This is a genomic window from Acidimicrobiales bacterium (genome assembly GCA_035531755.1).
Lineage (GTDB): Bacteria > Actinomycetota > Acidimicrobiia > Acidimicrobiales > UBA8190 > DATKSK01.
The window spans coordinates 133554-148144 of the sequence record DATKSK010000030.1 but is presented as its reverse complement, the minus strand read 5'-3'; the positions used below and the strand labels follow the sequence as shown (position 1 = coordinate 148144).

General features: G+C 73.8%; 15 protein-coding genes and 1 riboswitch. Of the genes, 10 read left to right on the top strand and 5 right to left on the bottom strand.

All coding sequences use genetic code 11. The features are described from left to right. The first annotated feature begins 9 nt into the window (after positions 1–9). Positions 10–537 carry a histidine phosphatase family protein gene (locus tag VMV22_06700; protein HUY22012.1) on the top strand — a complete coding sequence of 176 codons (528 nt, stop codon included), beginning with the start codon at positions 10–12 and terminating at the stop codon, positions 535–537. Positions 538–541: 4 nt separating this feature from the next. Here VMV22_06700 and VMV22_06695 read toward each other — a convergent pair whose 3' ends face one another. The 3 genes from VMV22_06695 to VMV22_06685 are packed head-to-tail and all read right to left on the bottom strand — an operon-like array spanning position 542 to position 2363. After that, entirely contained in the window at positions 542–1228 is a 687-nt protein-coding gene (locus VMV22_06695) for an SCO1664 family protein (GenBank protein ID HUY22011.1), read from the bottom strand. Then, a complete protein-coding gene (locus VMV22_06690; GenBank protein HUY22010.1) occupies positions 1225–1722 on the bottom strand; it encodes a DUF3090 family protein in 498 nt (165 codons plus the stop codon). The genes VMV22_06695 and VMV22_06690 overlap by 4 nt, the downstream gene beginning before the upstream one ends. Then, positions 1719–2363 (bottom strand): histidine phosphatase family protein, encoded by a 645-nt coding sequence (locus VMV22_06685; GenBank protein ID HUY22009.1) that lies wholly within the window; start codon positions 2361–2363, stop codon positions 1719–1721. The genes VMV22_06690 and VMV22_06685 overlap by 4 nt, the downstream gene beginning before the upstream one ends. A gap of 25 nt (positions 2364–2388) precedes the next feature. On the opposite strand from VMV22_06685, the gene VMV22_06680 reads away from it, so the two are divergent. Next, entirely contained in the window at positions 2389–3072 is a 684-nt protein-coding gene (locus tag VMV22_06680; GenBank protein ID HUY22008.1) for a uracil-DNA glycosylase, read from the top strand. A 95-nt stretch (positions 3073–3167) separates the two neighbouring features. Here VMV22_06680 and VMV22_06675 read toward each other — a convergent pair whose 3' ends face one another. After that, positions 3168–4289 (bottom strand): Coenzyme F420 hydrogenase/dehydrogenase, beta subunit C-terminal domain, encoded by a 1122-nt coding sequence (locus tag VMV22_06675; GenBank protein HUY22007.1) that lies wholly within the window; start codon positions 4287–4289, stop codon positions 3168–3170. A 25-nt stretch (positions 4290–4314) separates the two neighbouring features. Here VMV22_06675 and VMV22_06670 point away from each other — a divergent pair, with 25 nt between their 5' ends. Then, positions 4315–5106 carry a DNA-formamidopyrimidine glycosylase family protein gene (locus VMV22_06670; GenBank protein ID HUY22006.1) on the top strand — a complete coding sequence of 264 codons (792 nt, stop codon included), beginning with the start codon at positions 4315–4317 and terminating at the stop codon, positions 5104–5106. A 23-nt stretch (positions 5107–5129) separates the two neighbouring features. Here VMV22_06670 and bcp read toward each other — a convergent pair whose 3' ends face one another. After that, positions 5130–5606, bottom strand: coding sequence for a thioredoxin-dependent thiol peroxidase (gene bcp, locus VMV22_06665; GenBank protein ID HUY22005.1), 477 nt, complete (start codon positions 5604–5606; stop codon positions 5130–5132). Positions 5607–5751: 145 nt separating this feature from the next. Continuing rightward, positions 5752–5861: riboswitch (TPP riboswitch) on the top strand. On the opposite strand from bcp, the gene thiC reads away from it, so the two are divergent. The 7 genes from thiC (at position 5852) to VMV22_06630 (ending at position 14589) form a co-directional block, all read left to right on the top strand. Then, the gene (gene thiC, locus VMV22_06660; GenBank protein ID HUY22004.1) at positions 5852–7648 is read left to right on the top strand and encodes a phosphomethylpyrimidine synthase ThiC; all 1797 of its coding nucleotides are present in this window, start codon (positions 5852–5854) and stop codon (positions 7646–7648) included. (Overlaps the previous riboswitch by 10 nt.) A 209-nt stretch (positions 7649–7857) precedes the next feature. Continuing rightward, positions 7858–9096 carry a DEAD/DEAH box helicase gene (locus tag VMV22_06655; GenBank protein HUY22003.1) on the top strand — a complete coding sequence of 413 codons (1239 nt, stop codon included), beginning with the start codon at positions 7858–7860 and terminating at the stop codon, positions 9094–9096. Positions 9097–9142: 46 nt separating this feature from the next. Beyond that, on the top strand, positions 9143–10417 hold the full coding sequence (locus VMV22_06650; GenBank protein ID HUY22002.1) for a C69 family dipeptidase: 1275 nt from the start codon (positions 9143–9145) through the stop codon (positions 10415–10417). Between the two features lie 34 nt (positions 10418–10451). Next, positions 10452–11213, top strand: coding sequence for a PIG-L deacetylase family protein (locus VMV22_06645; GenBank protein ID HUY22001.1), 762 nt, complete (start codon positions 10452–10454; stop codon positions 11211–11213). Continuing rightward, positions 11210–11890 (top strand): type 1 glutamine amidotransferase, encoded by a 681-nt coding sequence (locus VMV22_06640; protein HUY22000.1) that lies wholly within the window; start codon positions 11210–11212, stop codon positions 11888–11890. The genes VMV22_06645 and VMV22_06640 overlap by 4 nt, the downstream gene beginning before the upstream one ends. A gap of 236 nt (positions 11891–12126) precedes the next feature. Next, entirely contained in the window at positions 12127–12489 is a 363-nt protein-coding gene (locus tag VMV22_06635; protein HUY21999.1) for an EthD domain-containing protein, read from the top strand. A 438-nt stretch (positions 12490–12927) separates the two neighbouring features. Continuing rightward, positions 12928–14589 carry a diguanylate cyclase gene (locus VMV22_06630; protein ID HUY21998.1) on the top strand — a complete coding sequence of 554 codons (1662 nt, stop codon included), beginning with the start codon at positions 12928–12930 and terminating at the stop codon, positions 14587–14589. The last annotated feature ends 2 nt before the right edge of the window (positions 14590–14591 follow it).

Here is a 14591-nt window from a genome sequence, read left to right as displayed (position 1 = left end):
GGCCGGGCGGTGTGGGTGCTGCGTCACGCCAAGGCGGCGCAGCACGCCGATGACGACCACAGCCGCCCGCTCACGTCCCGCGGTACACGCCAGGCCGCCGAGCTGGCCCGCTACCTTGCCGCGTCCCCGGTGGCGGGTGTCGCGCTCCCCGGGACGGTGGTGTGCTCGTCGGCGCGGCGCGTCGTGCAGACCGCGGAGCTGGTCGCGGTGGGCCTGGGGCCGGACGTCGAGCTGTTCGTCGAGGACGCGCTGTACCACGCCGATGCCGACGACGTCCTCGACCGCCTGCGCGCCCTGGCCGACGACGGCGCCTCGGTCATGGTGGTGGGCCACAACCCCACGCTCCACGACGTGGCCCTGCTCCTGCTGGCCGGCGCGGACGACGCAGGCCGTTCCCGACTGGAGCAGGGGTTCCCGACGGCGGCCCTGGCGGTGGTGGCGCTGCCCGCGGTGTCGTGGGGAGCGGTGGCGCCGGGCACCGGAACCCTGCTCGACCTGTGGACGCCGGGCCGCGCCGAGCGCGGCCGGCCGGAGTGACGGGTCAGACGAGCGGCCAGGGGTAGTGGTGCTGGTCGGGGTCGGGTACCGGGAACCGTCCCACCGCCACCAGCTCGGCGGCGCGCCGGCGCAGCGCCTCGACCTCGCGCCCCGACAACAGCGGCCGGATCGTGGCAGGCACGGCGTCGGCGATGCGGGCCACGTCCTCGAGCAGCGCGGCCGGGACCGGCTCCCCTGCGAACTCCCAGATCACCGTGCGGAGCTTGGGCTCGACGTGGAAGCACAGCCCGTTGTCGATGGCCCACACGCTCCCGTCCTCGCCGAGGAGGCAGTGCCCGCTCTTGCGGTCGGTGTTGTTGGCCACGACGTCGAACGCGCAGATCGTCCGCAGGCGGTCGTGGTGCTGCTCGTCCTCGACGAGGGTGAAGTGGTGCTGCGAGAAGTCGGCCGGGACGAAACGCTGCAGCGAACCCGGTCCGAGGGGCGCGTCGTCGCGCTCGACCGTCTCGGGGACGATGCCCCATCCGAGCGCGCTCGACAGCTCGTAGGCGGCGACCTCGCGCCGGTAGATGCCTTCTGGGAAGTCCCACAGGCGCCGCTCGCCCTGCACGGGCTTGTAGACGGCGCCGATCTCCTCGTCGCCCAGCACGCACGTGGCGAGGAACGTTCGGTTCGAGCTCCACGGCAGGCGGCCGACGACCTCGACCTCGCCCTCCGTGAGGAGCCTCACGTAGTGGGCGGCCGGTGGCCGTTGGTCCTGGGGCACTCGTGTCCGGACGGGTCGAGCGGCCCTCCGCACAGCGGGCACGGCGGCCGGCCCGCTTCGACGAGGGACGTGGCGCGGATGGCGAACGCGGCGGCCTGGGCGCGCGTGATGGTGAAGCGCGCCATGTCGCCCTCCTCGTCCTCGGCGACGAGCTCCTCGGCCACGAGGACGATGCGGTCGAGGGCGTCGTCGTAGCTGACGCCGAGCGTGCCGACGACCCAGTGCGGCTCCGTGGGCTCCTCGAGCTCGAGGTCGACCGGGAGGTCCTCGGGGCGGTCGAGGTCGGCGAGCAGTCGACCGAGGTACTCCGACAGCACCGACACCTGCTGCTTCTCGGCCTTGAGCGTGACGAGCGTACCGCCGCTGCGGCACTGCAGGAGGAAGACGCGCTGGCCGACGGGGCCCTGCGCGCCGACGGTGAAACGGTCGAGGTCGCCGAGGTCGAGGGCGGGGCTCATGACAGCGAGAGCTCCGACAGCGAGGCCGTGACGTTGAGGCACAGCACGTGGGCGGCGGCGTCGCCGCGGACGAGCGCCGTCACCGAGCACGGGGACACCACCAGCCGCTGGAACAGGTCGAGCGGCACGCCCGCCGTCGCCGCCACGGCGGCCTTGATGGGATCGGCGTGCGACACGGCCACGAAGGTCTCGCCGGGGTGGCGCTCGGCGAGGCGGTCGAGGGTGGACAGCATGCGCGCCTGCATCTCCGTGAACGACTCGCCGTCGGGGAAGCGGAACGAGCTCGGGAAGGTCACGACGCTGCGCCACTCGCGCCGGCGCCGCAGGGTGCTGAGCTTGGCGCCGGTCCACGTGCCGAAGTCGCACTCCAGCAGGCCGCGCTCGACGCGCACCCGGAGGCCGAGTCGCCGGGCGATCGGCCTGGCCGTCTCCACGGCCCGCTCCAGGGGCGAGGCGTAGACGGCGACGGGTGCCTTGCCCAGGGACGCGATGCGCTGCGCGGCGCTCTCGGCCTGGGCCCGGCCCTCGTCCGACAGATGGAGCCCCGGGGCCCGCCCGGGGAGCACGGACCCCGTGGTCGGCGTGCGCCCGTGGCGGACGAGGAGCGCGACGGCAGGGGCCGGAGAGCGGCGGGAGGGCACGGCGCGCCATCGTACGCTGTCGGCCGTGCGCCGCCCGCCGCTCCAGGTCCTGACCAGCGAGATCGTCGGCTGCCGGCGTTGCCCGCGACTGGTGGCGTGGCGTGAGCAGGTGGCGCACGACCGGCGGGCGGCGTTCGCCGACCAGGAGTACTGGGGTCGGCCCGTGCCGGGTTTCGGCGACCCCGCCGCCAGGATCGCCGTCGTGGGGCTGGCACCCGCTGCGCACGGCGGCAACCGGACGGGTCGGGTGTTCACCGGCGACCGGTCGGGCGACTGGCTCTTCGCCGCCCTGTGGCGGGCGGGCCTGGCCAACCAGCCCACGAGCGTGTCGGTCGACGACGGCCTCGCCCTGCGCGGTGCGTACGTGCTGGCGGCGGTGCGGTGCGCTCCCCCCCGGAACAAGCCGACGCCGGTCGAGCGCGACACCTGCCTGCCGTTCCTCCGGCGCGAGCTCGCCCTGCTCGACGAGCTCCGGGTCGTCGTCGCCCTCGGCCAGTTCGCCTACCAGGTGGTCGCCGACGAGGTGGGCGTGCGCCCGCGTCCGCGGTTCGGCCACGGCGTGGAAGTGCCTGCCCCCGGTGGCCGGACCGTCGTGTGCTCGTACCACCCGAGCCAGCAGAACACCTTCACGGGGAGGCTGACCGAGCCCATGTTCGACGCCGTGTTCACCCGGGCGTGCACCCTCGCCGACGCCCCGCCGGGCGGGTGAACCGCAGGGGCCGTCGGGTGGAGCGGTGGCAGAGAGCGCGCCGGGCGGACGGGCGGGCGGGCGCGACCGACCGGCGCGACGCGGTGCGGGGCGGGTCAGACCGCTGAGGAGGTGCGCTCCGGCCCGGCGACTGCGGTCCCGGGCCAGCGGCGCCGGCTCACACGCGCGAGCTTGCGCAGCAGCTCGAGCGCCCCGGGGTCGTCGTCGCCCGGCCTGGTCTCGACGGCCCCGTCGGCGGCCATGCCCGCCATGATCTCGCGCCCCTGGTCGGTGCGCACGATGGTGAGCGTCCAGTCACCGAAGGCGCCGATGCCGCCGGTGGAGATGTCGGCGTGCTCGGCCGAGAAGTCCGGGCAGGCCTTGCAGCCCTCGCGCGTCCAGGCGTGGCCCTCCTTGAGCGGGACCTCGTGGTACCCGCCGTCACTCGTCCAGATCTGGAACACGCCCTTGATGTTGATCTTGGTGATGGCGCTGCGCTCCAGGCCGTACTTGGCCTCGAAGAGCTCGGGGAAGATGGCGTCGTCGAAGGTCTTCGAGCACAGTAGGCCGATGGTCAGCGCCAGGCGCCGGGCCACCTTGCCCGCCTTGCGTGCCGACATCACGGCGGGGACCGAGGCCTGGCAGCTCATCCCCACGAGGGCGATGCGCTCGGCCCCGTCCTCGATGGCCCGGGGGTAGGCGAGCGTGTTGGCGCTGTAGGTGTAGCGCGACCCGGCGGCCGCCAGGACCTCGTCGCGGGTGCGGGCCACGGCCGGCACCGCCTTCCACGTCCCCTCGCCCTCGAGGGCGGACACCAGGGCGGCGTCGATGCGGTCGTGCTCGAGCGCCCAGATGAGGATGGCCGACACGAGGCCGCCGTCCTGCCCGGTATCGCGGACCACGGGGTCGGTCGCCCGGGCCAGCACGATGTCGCCGGTGAGGCCGGCCACTTCGTCCGGCGTGCGCTCGCGCCCGAACATGAAGGTGTCGATCTCGCTCTCCCAGGTGCGAAAGCGGGGGCAGGCGCGGGTGCACATCGTGCAGCCCTTGGCGCCATGGGTGCAGTCGACCGGGCCGCCGTCCTCGTCGACCTTCCACGGGCGGTAGGCGCCGTCCTGGTCGTTGTACTTCAGGACATCGTGCGGGCAGGCGATGATGCAGCCGGCGCACCCCGTGCACAGCCCTGACGTCACCACCTCCTGGTACAGCTGGGCCCAGTGGGGCTTCTCGGGAGGCACGGCGCCCACAGTAGCGTCGGGCACCGTGCCCGAGTTGCCCGAGGTCGAGGCGTACCGGCGGCTGGCCGAGGGCGCGCTCGGGCGGCGGGTCAGGCGCGCCGAGCTCGGTGACCGCCGGTACGTACGGGGCCAGGCGTCGCCCGAGCACCTCCTCGCCGCGCTCGATGGGGCCTCGTTCACGGCCGCCCGGCGCCACGGCAAGCTCCTGGTGCTCGACATGGGCGACGCCGGGGATGGCCGCCGGCTGGGGCTGCGGTTCGGCATGACCGGCCGGCTCCTGCTCGACGGCCGCGCCGGCGTGGACCGGCTCGTCTACTCGAGCGACCGCGAGGAAACCGTGTGGGACCGCTTCCTCGTCCGGTTCGAGGACGGCGGCGCCATGGTCGTGCGCGACCCGCGGCTGCTCGGGGGGGTGGAGCTCGACCCCGACGAGTCCGTGCTGGGCCCCGACGCTCTCGTCGTCACCGCCGCCGCCCTGCGCCGGGCGCTCGACGGCAGCGAGGTCGCCGTGAAGGCGCGGCTCATGGACCAGCGCCGCCTGGCGGGCGTGGGCAACCTCATCGCCGACGAGGTGCTGTGGCGCGCCTCGCTCGCCCCGCAGCGGCGTTCCGGTTCACTGACGCCCGCCGAGCACCGCCGCCTCCACCGCCACCTCCGGGGGACCCTGGCGCTGCTCATGGCCCGCGGCGGGTCCCACCTGGGCGACCTCATGCCCGAGCGGGTCCCCGGCGGCCGCTGCCCTCGCGACGGCACCGAGCTCGTGCGCAGCACGGTGGGCGGCCGCACCAGCTGGTGGTGCCCTCGCCACCAGCGCTGAGCGCAGACGCGGGCGGCCCCGGCTCAGCCCCCCAGCTCGGCGAGCACCTTGTCGGCGTGGCCGTCGGCCTTTACGTGGTACCAGGCGCGTCGCACCGTGCCGTCGGCCCCGACCAGGAAGGTGGAGCGGATGACCCCCACCGACTTCTTCCCGTAGAGGGTCTTCTCGCCCCAGGCGCCGTAGCGCTCCATGACCTTGTGGTCGGTGTCGCTGAGCAGGGGGAAGCGCAGCCCGTACTTCTCACGGAACCGGGTGTGGGCCTCGGCGCCGTCGGGCGAGACGCCGACGACGGGGACGCCCGCCCGGGAGAAGGCGCGGAGGTTGTCGTTGAATTGGCACGCCTCCTTGGTGCAGCCCGGGGTGTCGTCGGCCGGGTAGAAGTAGATCACCACCGGCGCGCCGGCGAAGGCGCGCAGTGACACTTTGGAGCCGTCCTGGTCCGGCAGCGTGAACGCCGGGGCCCTGTCGCCCGCCTCGAGCCTGGTCTTCTCCGGTGCCAACGGGATGCTCCTCCCTGATCCGTTCCCTGATCCGTGTCGCCACGGGTGCTTTTCGTGTCGTCGGGGTGAAACCGCCCCCCGGGCGCCGCGCCCGCCCCACGATGGCACAACGCCACGCCCCGCGGGCGGGAGCGCCGTGCGCGAGACTCGGTGGCGCGGGAGCTCGGAGGTACCGGGCTGAGAGGGCGCCTCGCCGGCGCCGACCGTCGACCTGATCCGGGTAATGCCGGCGGAGGGAGTACGACATGCGCGTGACGGACCTGACCGATCAGGCCCCGGCCGGCGCCGGGGCCGGGGCATCCGACCACGGCGGGCACAACCGCCGCAAGGTGTACGTCGAGGGCGCCACCCCGGGTGTGCGCGTGCCGTTCACCGAGGTGGCCCTGGGCGACTCGCCGGGCCGCAGCGGGCCCGTGCCCAACGCGCCGGTCCTGCTCTACGACACGTCCGGGCCCGGCTCCGACGCCCATGCCGGGCTCCCGCCGCTGCGGCTGGCGTGGATCGCGGCGCGCGGCGACGTGCGCGAGCACGACGGGCGGGCGCCGAGCCTGCGCGACGACGGGCGCGCCGCCGTTCGGCGCGGCGCGGCCCCCACCGCGTTCCCCGGGCCGGGCCGCCGCCCGCTCGTAGCCCGCGGGCCCGAGCCGGTGACGCAGCTGCACTACGCGCGGCGCGGCGAGATCACGCCCGAGATGGAATTCGTGGCCCTGCGCGAGCGCATGGACCCGGCGGTGGTGCGCGACGAGGTGGCCGCCGGCCGGGCCATCATCCCCGCCAACGTCAACCACCCCGAGGCCGAGCCCATGGCCATCGGTCGTCGGTTCCTGGTGAAGGTGAACGCCAACATCGGCAATTCGGCGGTGTCGTCCTCGGTGGCCGAGGAGGTCGAGAAGCTGACGTGGGCCACGCGCTGGGGCGCCGACACCGTGATGGACCTGTCGACGGGACCCGACATCCACACCACCCGCGAGTGGATCGTCCGCAACGCCCCGGTGCCGATCGGCACCGTCCCCATCTACCAGGCCCTCGAGAAGGTCGACGGGCGCCCCGAGGAGCTCACCTGGGAGATGTACCGCGACACGATCGTCGAGCAGGCCGAGCAGGGCGTCGACTACGTGACGGTCCACGCCGGCGTGCTCCTGCGCTACGTGCCCATGACCGCCCGCCGCGTCACCGGCATCGTCAGCCGGGGCGGGTCGATCATGGCGGCATGGTGCCTGGCGCACCACGAGGAGAACTTCCTCTACACGCACTTCGAGGAGCTGTGCGAGATCCTCGCCGCCTACGACGTGTCGTTCTCCCTCGGCGACGGGCTGCGCCCGGGCTCGGTGGCGGACGCCAACGACGAGGCGCAGTTCGCCGAGCTGCGCACGCTCGGGGAGCTCACCGAGGTGGCGTGGCGCCACGACGTGCAGGTCATGATCGAGGGCCCCGGGCACGTCCCGCTGCACCGCATCGCCGAGAACGTCGTGCTCCAGCAGGACGTGTGCCACGAGGCCCCCTTCTACACGCTCGGGCCCCTCACCACCGACGTCGCACCGGGCTACGACCACATCACCTCGGCCATCGGCGCCGCGGTCATCGGCATGCACGGCACGGCCATGCTCTGCTACGTCACGCCGAAGGAGCACCTCGGGCTCCCCGACCGCGACGACGTCAAGGCGGGGATGATCGCGTACAAGATCGCCGCCCATGCCGCCGACGTGGCCAAGGGGCACCCCGGCGCCCAGGAGTGGGACGACGCGCTGTCGGCGGCGCGCTTCGAGTTCCGGTGGGAGGACCAGTTCAACCTGGCGCTCGACCCGGGGACGGCGCGCTCGTACCACGACGCCACCCTCCCGGCCGAGCCGGCCAAGACGGCGCACTTCTGCTCGATGTGCGGCCCGAAGTTCTGCTCGATGCGCATCAGCCACGACGTGCGCGCCCTCGCCGACGAGCAGGGGGTGTCCCCCGAGGAGGCGCTCGAGCGGGGGATGGAGGCGAAGGCGGTGGAGTTCCGCCGCACCGGCGCCGAGCTGTACCGGGCACCCACGGGCGCCTGACCAGGGCGGGCGCGGCAAAGGTCCTGTTCGCAGGCCCGAACCGGTACACTGGGCGGTGCGTGCCGCGGCCAGCGCCGCGAGCACGGGGTCTTCCTCACCTGTTTCTTCGAGGGTCGCGGACACCACGACCAGGGCGGAGTCACCCGAGGCGGGCCCGCCCCCGACGGCCGATGGGCGGCCGAACGAAGAGCAAGTGAGCAGAACGACAGATGACGCAGACCTCCGAACGCCTCGCGGAGGGTGAATCCTCCGCAATCGACACCGACACGCCCGAGCCCGTCCCCGCCGCCACCTTCGGCGAGCTCGGCGTGGCACGGGAATTGGTGGACGTGCTGTCCTCCCAGGGGATCAACGCACCCTTCCCCGTCCAGGCGCTGACCATCCCCGACGGCATCGCCGGCCGTGACGTGTGCGGCAAGGCCAAGACGGGCTCGGGCAAGACCCTCGCCTTCGGCCTGCCCATGCTGATGCGGGCGGCCAAGGGCGCCCCCAACCGGCCCCGCGCCCTCGTGCTCGTCCCCACGCGCGAGCTCGCCGTCCAGGTCGCCGACGTCCTGCAGCCGCTCGGCGACGCCGCCGGCCGCCGTGTCGTCGTCGTCTACGGGGGCGCCGACATCGAGCGCCAGATCAAGAAGCTCACCAAGGGCGTCGACGTCGTGATCGCCACCCCGGGCCGCCTGATCGACCTCACCGAGCGCCGTGCCGTGTCGCTCGCCGACATCGAGGTGGTGGTGCTCGACGAGGCCGACCGCATGGCGGACATGGGATTCCTCCCGCAGGTGGAATGGGTCCTGCGCCGGATCGAGGGCCGGCACCAGACGATGCTGTTCTCGGCCACCCTCGACGGCGACGTCGACCGTGTCATCAAGCGCCACCTGCACGACCCCGTTCGCCACGAGGTCGCCTCGGCCAAGCCGACGGTGGACTCCATGGAGCACCGCTTCCTCCAGGTCCACCAGATGGACAAGGTGAAGGTGGCGGCGTCGATCTGTCACGGGGCGACCAAGGCGCTCGTCTTCGTGCGCACCAAGCGCGGCGCCGACCGCCTGGTCGAGCAGCTCGGGCGCGAGCGCGTGCGGGCCGCGGCGATCCACGGCGACCTCCGGCAGTCGAGCCGCGAGAAGGCGTTGGAGGACTTCACCGCCGGCCGCCTGCACGTCCTCGTGGCCACCGACGTGGCGGCACGCGGCCTCGACATCGAGGACGTCGACGTCGTGGTCCACTACGACCCGCCCGAGGACCACAAGGCCTACCTGCACCGGTCGGGCCGCACGGCCCGCGCCGGCGGCACGGGCGTGGTGGCCACCCTGGTGCTGTGGAACGAGATCCTCGACATCGAGCGGATCCAGAAGCGCCTGGGCCTGCGGGCGCCGATCATCGAGATCTTCTCGAACGACCCCCGCCTCGGGGACCTGGCGGGCTGGCAGCCCGACGAGGGCGCGGCCTGAGGCCGCTGCCCCCCGGGGGCTGAGCGGCGAGGCGGCGCCGGGCGCCGTGTGCGACACCTTGTGCCTCCTCGGCGACGGCGTGACGCTGTTCGCCAAGAACTCCGACCGGCCGGTCACCGAGCCGCAGGTCGTCGAGGCCCACGGCCGCCGGGCACCGGGCGGCATCGTCCGCACCCAGTACCTCGAGCTCGACGACACCGGTGCGGCGGCCACGCTGCTGTCCCGGCCGCTGTGGCTGTGGGGCGCCGAGCACGGGGTCAACGAGCACGGCGTGGCCATCGGCAACGAGATGGTCAACACCGTCGACGACCCGGCCCTGGTCCCGCCCGCGCTCATCGGCATGGACCTCGTCCGCCTGGGCCTCGAGCGCGCCCGCAGCGCGGCGGAGGCGGTCGACGTCATGACGTCGCTCCTGGAGCGTCACGGCCAGGGCGGCATGGGCGACGAGGTGCATGCGCTCGCCTACTGGTCCTCGTTCCTGGTCGCCGACCCTGTCAGCGCCTGGGTGCTCGAGACCTCGGGACGGCGGTGGGCGGCGCGCCCGGTCGTCGGCGGCGGCGCCATCTCGAATCGCCTCACCCTGCGCGCCGACTGGACCCGGGCCTCGCCCGACGTCGCGCCCGGGACCGACGTCGACAGCTGGCGCGACCCGGCCACCCCCACGGGGTTCGCCGACGGGCGCCTGGCCGCCAGCCGCGCCTTCGTCGCGGGCCGCCCGGCGTCGGGCGCCTCGCGGGCCGATCCCCGCGCGGCTGTGGCCCACCTGCGCGACCACGGATCGGGCCCGTGGGGCGCGCCGGGATCGGGCGGCCCCGTGGTCGACCCGCCCACGGCCGTCCTGGCCGACGGGACCGGGGTCACCGTGTGCATGCACGTCCGGGACTTCGAGGCGACGACGGCGTCGATGGTGGCCGAGCTGCATGCCGGACGATCGGGGCCGGCCCGGGCGTGGGTGGCGCTGGGCAACCCCTGCGCGTCGGTGTTCGTGCCCGTCCTCGCACCGGCACCCGACACCGCCGGCGCCAGACCCCGGGCCCGTGCGAGACCCCGGGCCGGCGCGCCGGCGCCGATCCCCGGCGCGCTCGGCCGCGAGCCGATGGCGGCGCGCTTCGCGGCGGTGGGCCGTGCGGTGGAGGCGGAGCCGGGCGCGCTGGCGGCGGTGCGCGCCGTGCTCGCACCCGTCGAGGACGCGCTGTGGGACGAGGCCGACTCGCTCGGCACCGGTCCCGCCGGGTGGGCGCCGTTCGCGGCGCGCGCCGAGCAGGCGCTGGTCGCCGGGCTCGACCAGCTGGCCCGCATCGGGATCGGCTCGCCGCGCTGACGGCCCGGGGAAGGCCACCGGTAGGATCGCCGCCATGGCGAACGACGGGATCGAGAACCCCATGCTGCCCCTCGAGGGGGCCGACGAGGCCGACGGGGTCGAGCGGATCCTGGTGGTGACGGCCCACCCCGACGACGTCGACTTCGGTGTGGCGGGATCGGTGGCGACGTGGGTCAAGGCCGGCATCGGGGTGGCGTACTGCATCGTGACCGACGGCGATGCGGGCGGGTCCGACCGCTCGGTCAGCCGCGCCGACATGGCCGTGCTGCGGCGCGAGGAGCAGCGGGCCGCGGCGGCCGAGGTGGGGGTGACCGAGGTGGTCTTCCTCGGCTACCCCGACGGCCGGCTGACCCCCAGCATCGAGCTGCGGCGCGACATCAGCCGCCAGATCCGGCGCGTGCAACCCCAGCGCCTGGTGTGCCAGTCGCCCGAGCGGATGTGGGACCGCATCGGCGCCAGCCATCCCGACCACCTGGCGGCCGGCGAGGCCGCCGTGTCATCGGTCTATCCCGACGCCCGCAACCCGTTCGCCCATCCCGAGCTGCTCGAGGAGGGCCTCGAGCCCCACGCCGTCCCCGAGATCTGGCTGACGGCGGCGCCCACGCCCAACCGGGCCGTCGACATCACCGACACGTTCGACACCAAGATCGCCGCCCTGCGCCGCCACCGCAGCCAGGTGGGCGAGGGGGAGTGGCTCGACGAGCGTCTGCGCTCCTGGGCCGAGGACGGCGGCCGCCGGGCGGGCCTGCCCGCGGGTCGCATGGCCGAGACGTTCCAGGTCGTCCTCACCCCTTGACGGCGCCGGGGCCGTGGGTCGTGGCGCAGCACGCCCCGCACGAGGGGCCCGGACTGCTGGCCGGGGTGCTCGCCGACGCGGGTGTCGCGGTGGCGGTCGTCCGCCTCGACCTCGGCGAGCCCCTCCCGCCGCCCGACCGGTCGGGCGGCGTCGTGGTCATGGGCGGGGCCATGGGCGTGCACGACACCGACGAGCACCGATGGCTCGAAATCGAGCGGCGCTGGATCGGCGACGCCGTGCGGCGGGACGTCCCCGTCCTGGGGATCTGCCTGGGGGCGCAGCAGCTGGCCGCCGCGCTGGGCGCACCGGTCACGACGGGGCCCGAGCCGGAGGTCGGCGTGGGCTCCGTCGCGCTCACCGATGACGGGCGGGCCGACCCCGTGCTGGGGCCCGAGGGCACCACCCTCCCCGTCGTCCACTGGCACGGGGACACGTTCGGGATCCCCGACGGCGCGGTGCGGCTCGCCGGGGGCGACCGCTACCAGAACCAGGCCTTCCGCTACGGCGCCACCGCCTACGGGCTGCAGTTCCACGTCGAGCTGGACGCGGCCATGGCGGCGGCCTGGGCGCCCGAGCTCCCCGAGGGCGTCACCCTCGACGGGCGGGAGCGCCGGGTGGTCGAAGAGGTCGGCCGCCGCGTGCTCGGCCGGTTCGTGGCGCTCGCCCTCGGGCGCTGAGCGGCGCCGCCGCCGGCCTCACACCCGGTGCAGGTCGTCGTCGGCCGGCTCGGCGACCCGCGCGCAGGTCGGCGGTACCAGCGGGGGGTCGCCCGCCCGCGCCCGCGTCCTCGCCCTCGGCCTCGAGCGTGGCGTCGTGGATGGCCCGTGTCTCGGCGCGCGTGGCAACCTTCGGGTCGCCGAAGCGACGTGGCCGCTTCGGTCCGTGCGAGGTCGCCACGACGGAGGAAGCCACCATGGTCAAGCTGACGTGCCTCGTCCGGCGCAAGGAGGGCATGTCGCCCGAGGAGTTCCACGCCTATTGGCGCGACCGGCACGGCCCCCTCGTGGCGTCGACGCGCAGCGGGAGCCACGTCCTGCGCTACGAGCAGCACCACCGGCCGCTCGCCGAGTACGGGGCGGAGGACGACGGCGGGTACGACGGGGTGACCGTGCAGTGGTTCGACTCCATGGACGAGTACCGGGCCCACATCGCCGAGAAGGACTTCGCCGACGTGTGGGCGGACCTGCCCGAGTTCCTCGACGTGGACCGGCTGGCCTTCGTGCTCACCGAGGAGCCCGTGGTCGTGATGGCGGGGAGCGGGCCGATCTCGGGATGACCCGTTCGCCGCGTGGCGCATCACCGTCGCCGTGGGGGAACGGACCGACGCCCACCTCGCCGTAGCGGTCACCCGCCGCGCCGCGGCATCTCGCGGCACGCGGCGTACTCCTCGGGCCGCTCCCGGCGGATCACCGGCGGGCCGTCGCCGGCGACGGTGCTGGTGGCGGCGGTGAGGGTGTCGGGGGGTCGGGGGCGGAAGCCCGGCCGTCAGGTCGACCACGGTGCACCGGACCCGGATCCCGTTCCACGCGACGACCTCACCCACGGGCCACGTCAGCACCGGATTCGGACCAGGGCCGAGCGTACCGGCCCCGCGGGCCCCGGGAATCTCGTCGATCGGCCCCACCGGCGCCCGGCCAACCCCGGGGAGGCCGCGCCGTCCCGCATCGGCGACACGAGGCTCAACGCCGGGCACGGGACGGCCGATATTGAGGTCGTGTGCGCGGGCGAGAACCGGGGATCAGAGACGGTCGCCACCGTGCTGCGCGCGTTGCTCGACCAGCACGCCGCGGCCGCGCTGTGCGCCATCGGGCCCGACGGGATCTCGGTGGCCATGCCTGACTCCGTCCCGACCCGGGGCCACCCGGTGGTCGTGGCCCGCTCACCGCTCGACGTGGTCGCCCCCGAAGACCGCATCGCCGTCATCGAAGCGTGGAAGTGCATCCAGACAACGCCGGCACAACATTCCTCGGTGACGGTGCGGCTGGCCGACGAACCCGGTCGGACGGTGGATCTCCATCTCTTGGACGTGCAACGGCTCCACAGCGTCTTCCTCGCTGTCATCCTCCCGAAGGACGACGGGGCCGACGAGGGCAGCTTCGCGTTCCTCAGTCGGGAAAGGTCGCCGTTGCCACCCCGCACCGCCCGGGTGCGCCAGAACGAGGTGGGCCTCTTCCTCGAGGTCGACGAGGCCATCTCCCAGATCCTGGGGTGGGGCGGGGACGAGCTCTTGGGGCACCTGTCCCTCGAGATCATTCATCCCGACGACCATCAGCTCGCCATCGACAACTGGATGGAGATGCTGGCGGCGCGGGCGGCGGGCAGCCGGGTCCGGCTCCGCCATCGGCATCGGGACGGCTCGTGGGTCTGGATGGAGATCACGAATCACAACATGCTCGACGATCCCGAACTCCGGTGCGTGGTGGCCGAGATGGTGAACGTGTCGGACGAGATGGGCGCACATGAGGCGCTGCGAGCTCGTGAGCAGCTGCTCGATCGTCTGGCCGAGGCCCTGCCCGTCGGGGTGCTGCAGGTCGACGCCGATAGAAGCGTCGTCTACACCAACAGTCGCCTCCACGCCATCCTCGGCACACCGCGGGCAACGAGCGTCGACGAACAGATGGCAACGGTACGGCCCGCGGATCGACAGAACCTCGAGGACGCCTTCGACGCCGTACTGCGCGACCGGCTCGACAGCGACGTCGAGGTCCCCCTTCTGCCTGCGTCGGAGGGCAACGAAACGGTGGTGCGCCGGTGCCTCTTCAGCATTCGTGCCCTCACTACGGAAACGAGCGAGGTCACCGGCGCGATCGTGTGCGTGACCGACGTGACCGAGAGTGCTCGGCTACGCGACGAGCTGCACGTGCGTGCCACCATCGACGACATCACGCAGTGCCGGAACCGGGCCTCGACACTGGCCGCCCTCGAGGACCAGTTGACAGACCACGGTACGGCGAGTCGACCGGCGGTGCTCTTCGTCGACCTCGATCGCTTCAAGGACGTGAACGACAAGCTCGGCCATGCGGCCGGTGACGAGCTCCTCGCGGTCGTGGCCCGGCGCCTGCAACGGGCCGTGCGCGCCGATGACATCGTGGGCAGGATCGGCGGTGACGAGTTCCTCGTGATCCGCCCGCACACGACCAGCGCGAAGCAGGCCATGACAACCGCCAGGCGGTTGGCGGCGACCTTTGGCCACGAGGTCCGTCTGAAGGCGGGGAGCCGGCACTGTCGGGCCAGCATCGGCGTGGCGTGGTCCGCCGATCCCGCCCTCGACGCAGAAGGGCTGGTGGCGATGGCTGATGCGGCCATGTACGAGGCGAAGCGCACCGGCAGTGACGACCCGCTCTTGTACGGGCCCGGGCTGGCGGGCCCGGCCTGACG

Bases quoted from the DNA above. Each gene is read 5' to 3' on its own strand.
- VMV22_06690 (HUY22010.1), bottom strand. From the start codon at position 1,722: ATGAGCCCCGCCCTCGACCTCGGCGACCTCGACCGTTTCACCGTCGGC.
- thiC (HUY22004.1), top strand. From the start codon at position 5,852: ATGCGCGTGACGGACCTGACCGATCAGGCCCCGGCCGGCGCCGGGGCC.
- VMV22_06655 (HUY22003.1), top strand. From the start codon at position 7,858: ATGACGCAGACCTCCGAACGCCTCGCGGAGGGTGAATCCTCCGCAATC.
- VMV22_06645 (HUY22001.1), top strand. From the start codon at position 10,452: ATGGCGAACGACGGGATCGAGAACCCCATGCTGCCCCTCGAGGGGGCC.
- VMV22_06635 (HUY21999.1), top strand. From the start codon at position 12,127: ATGGTCAAGCTGACGTGCCTCGTCCGGCGCAAGGAGGGCATGTCGCCC.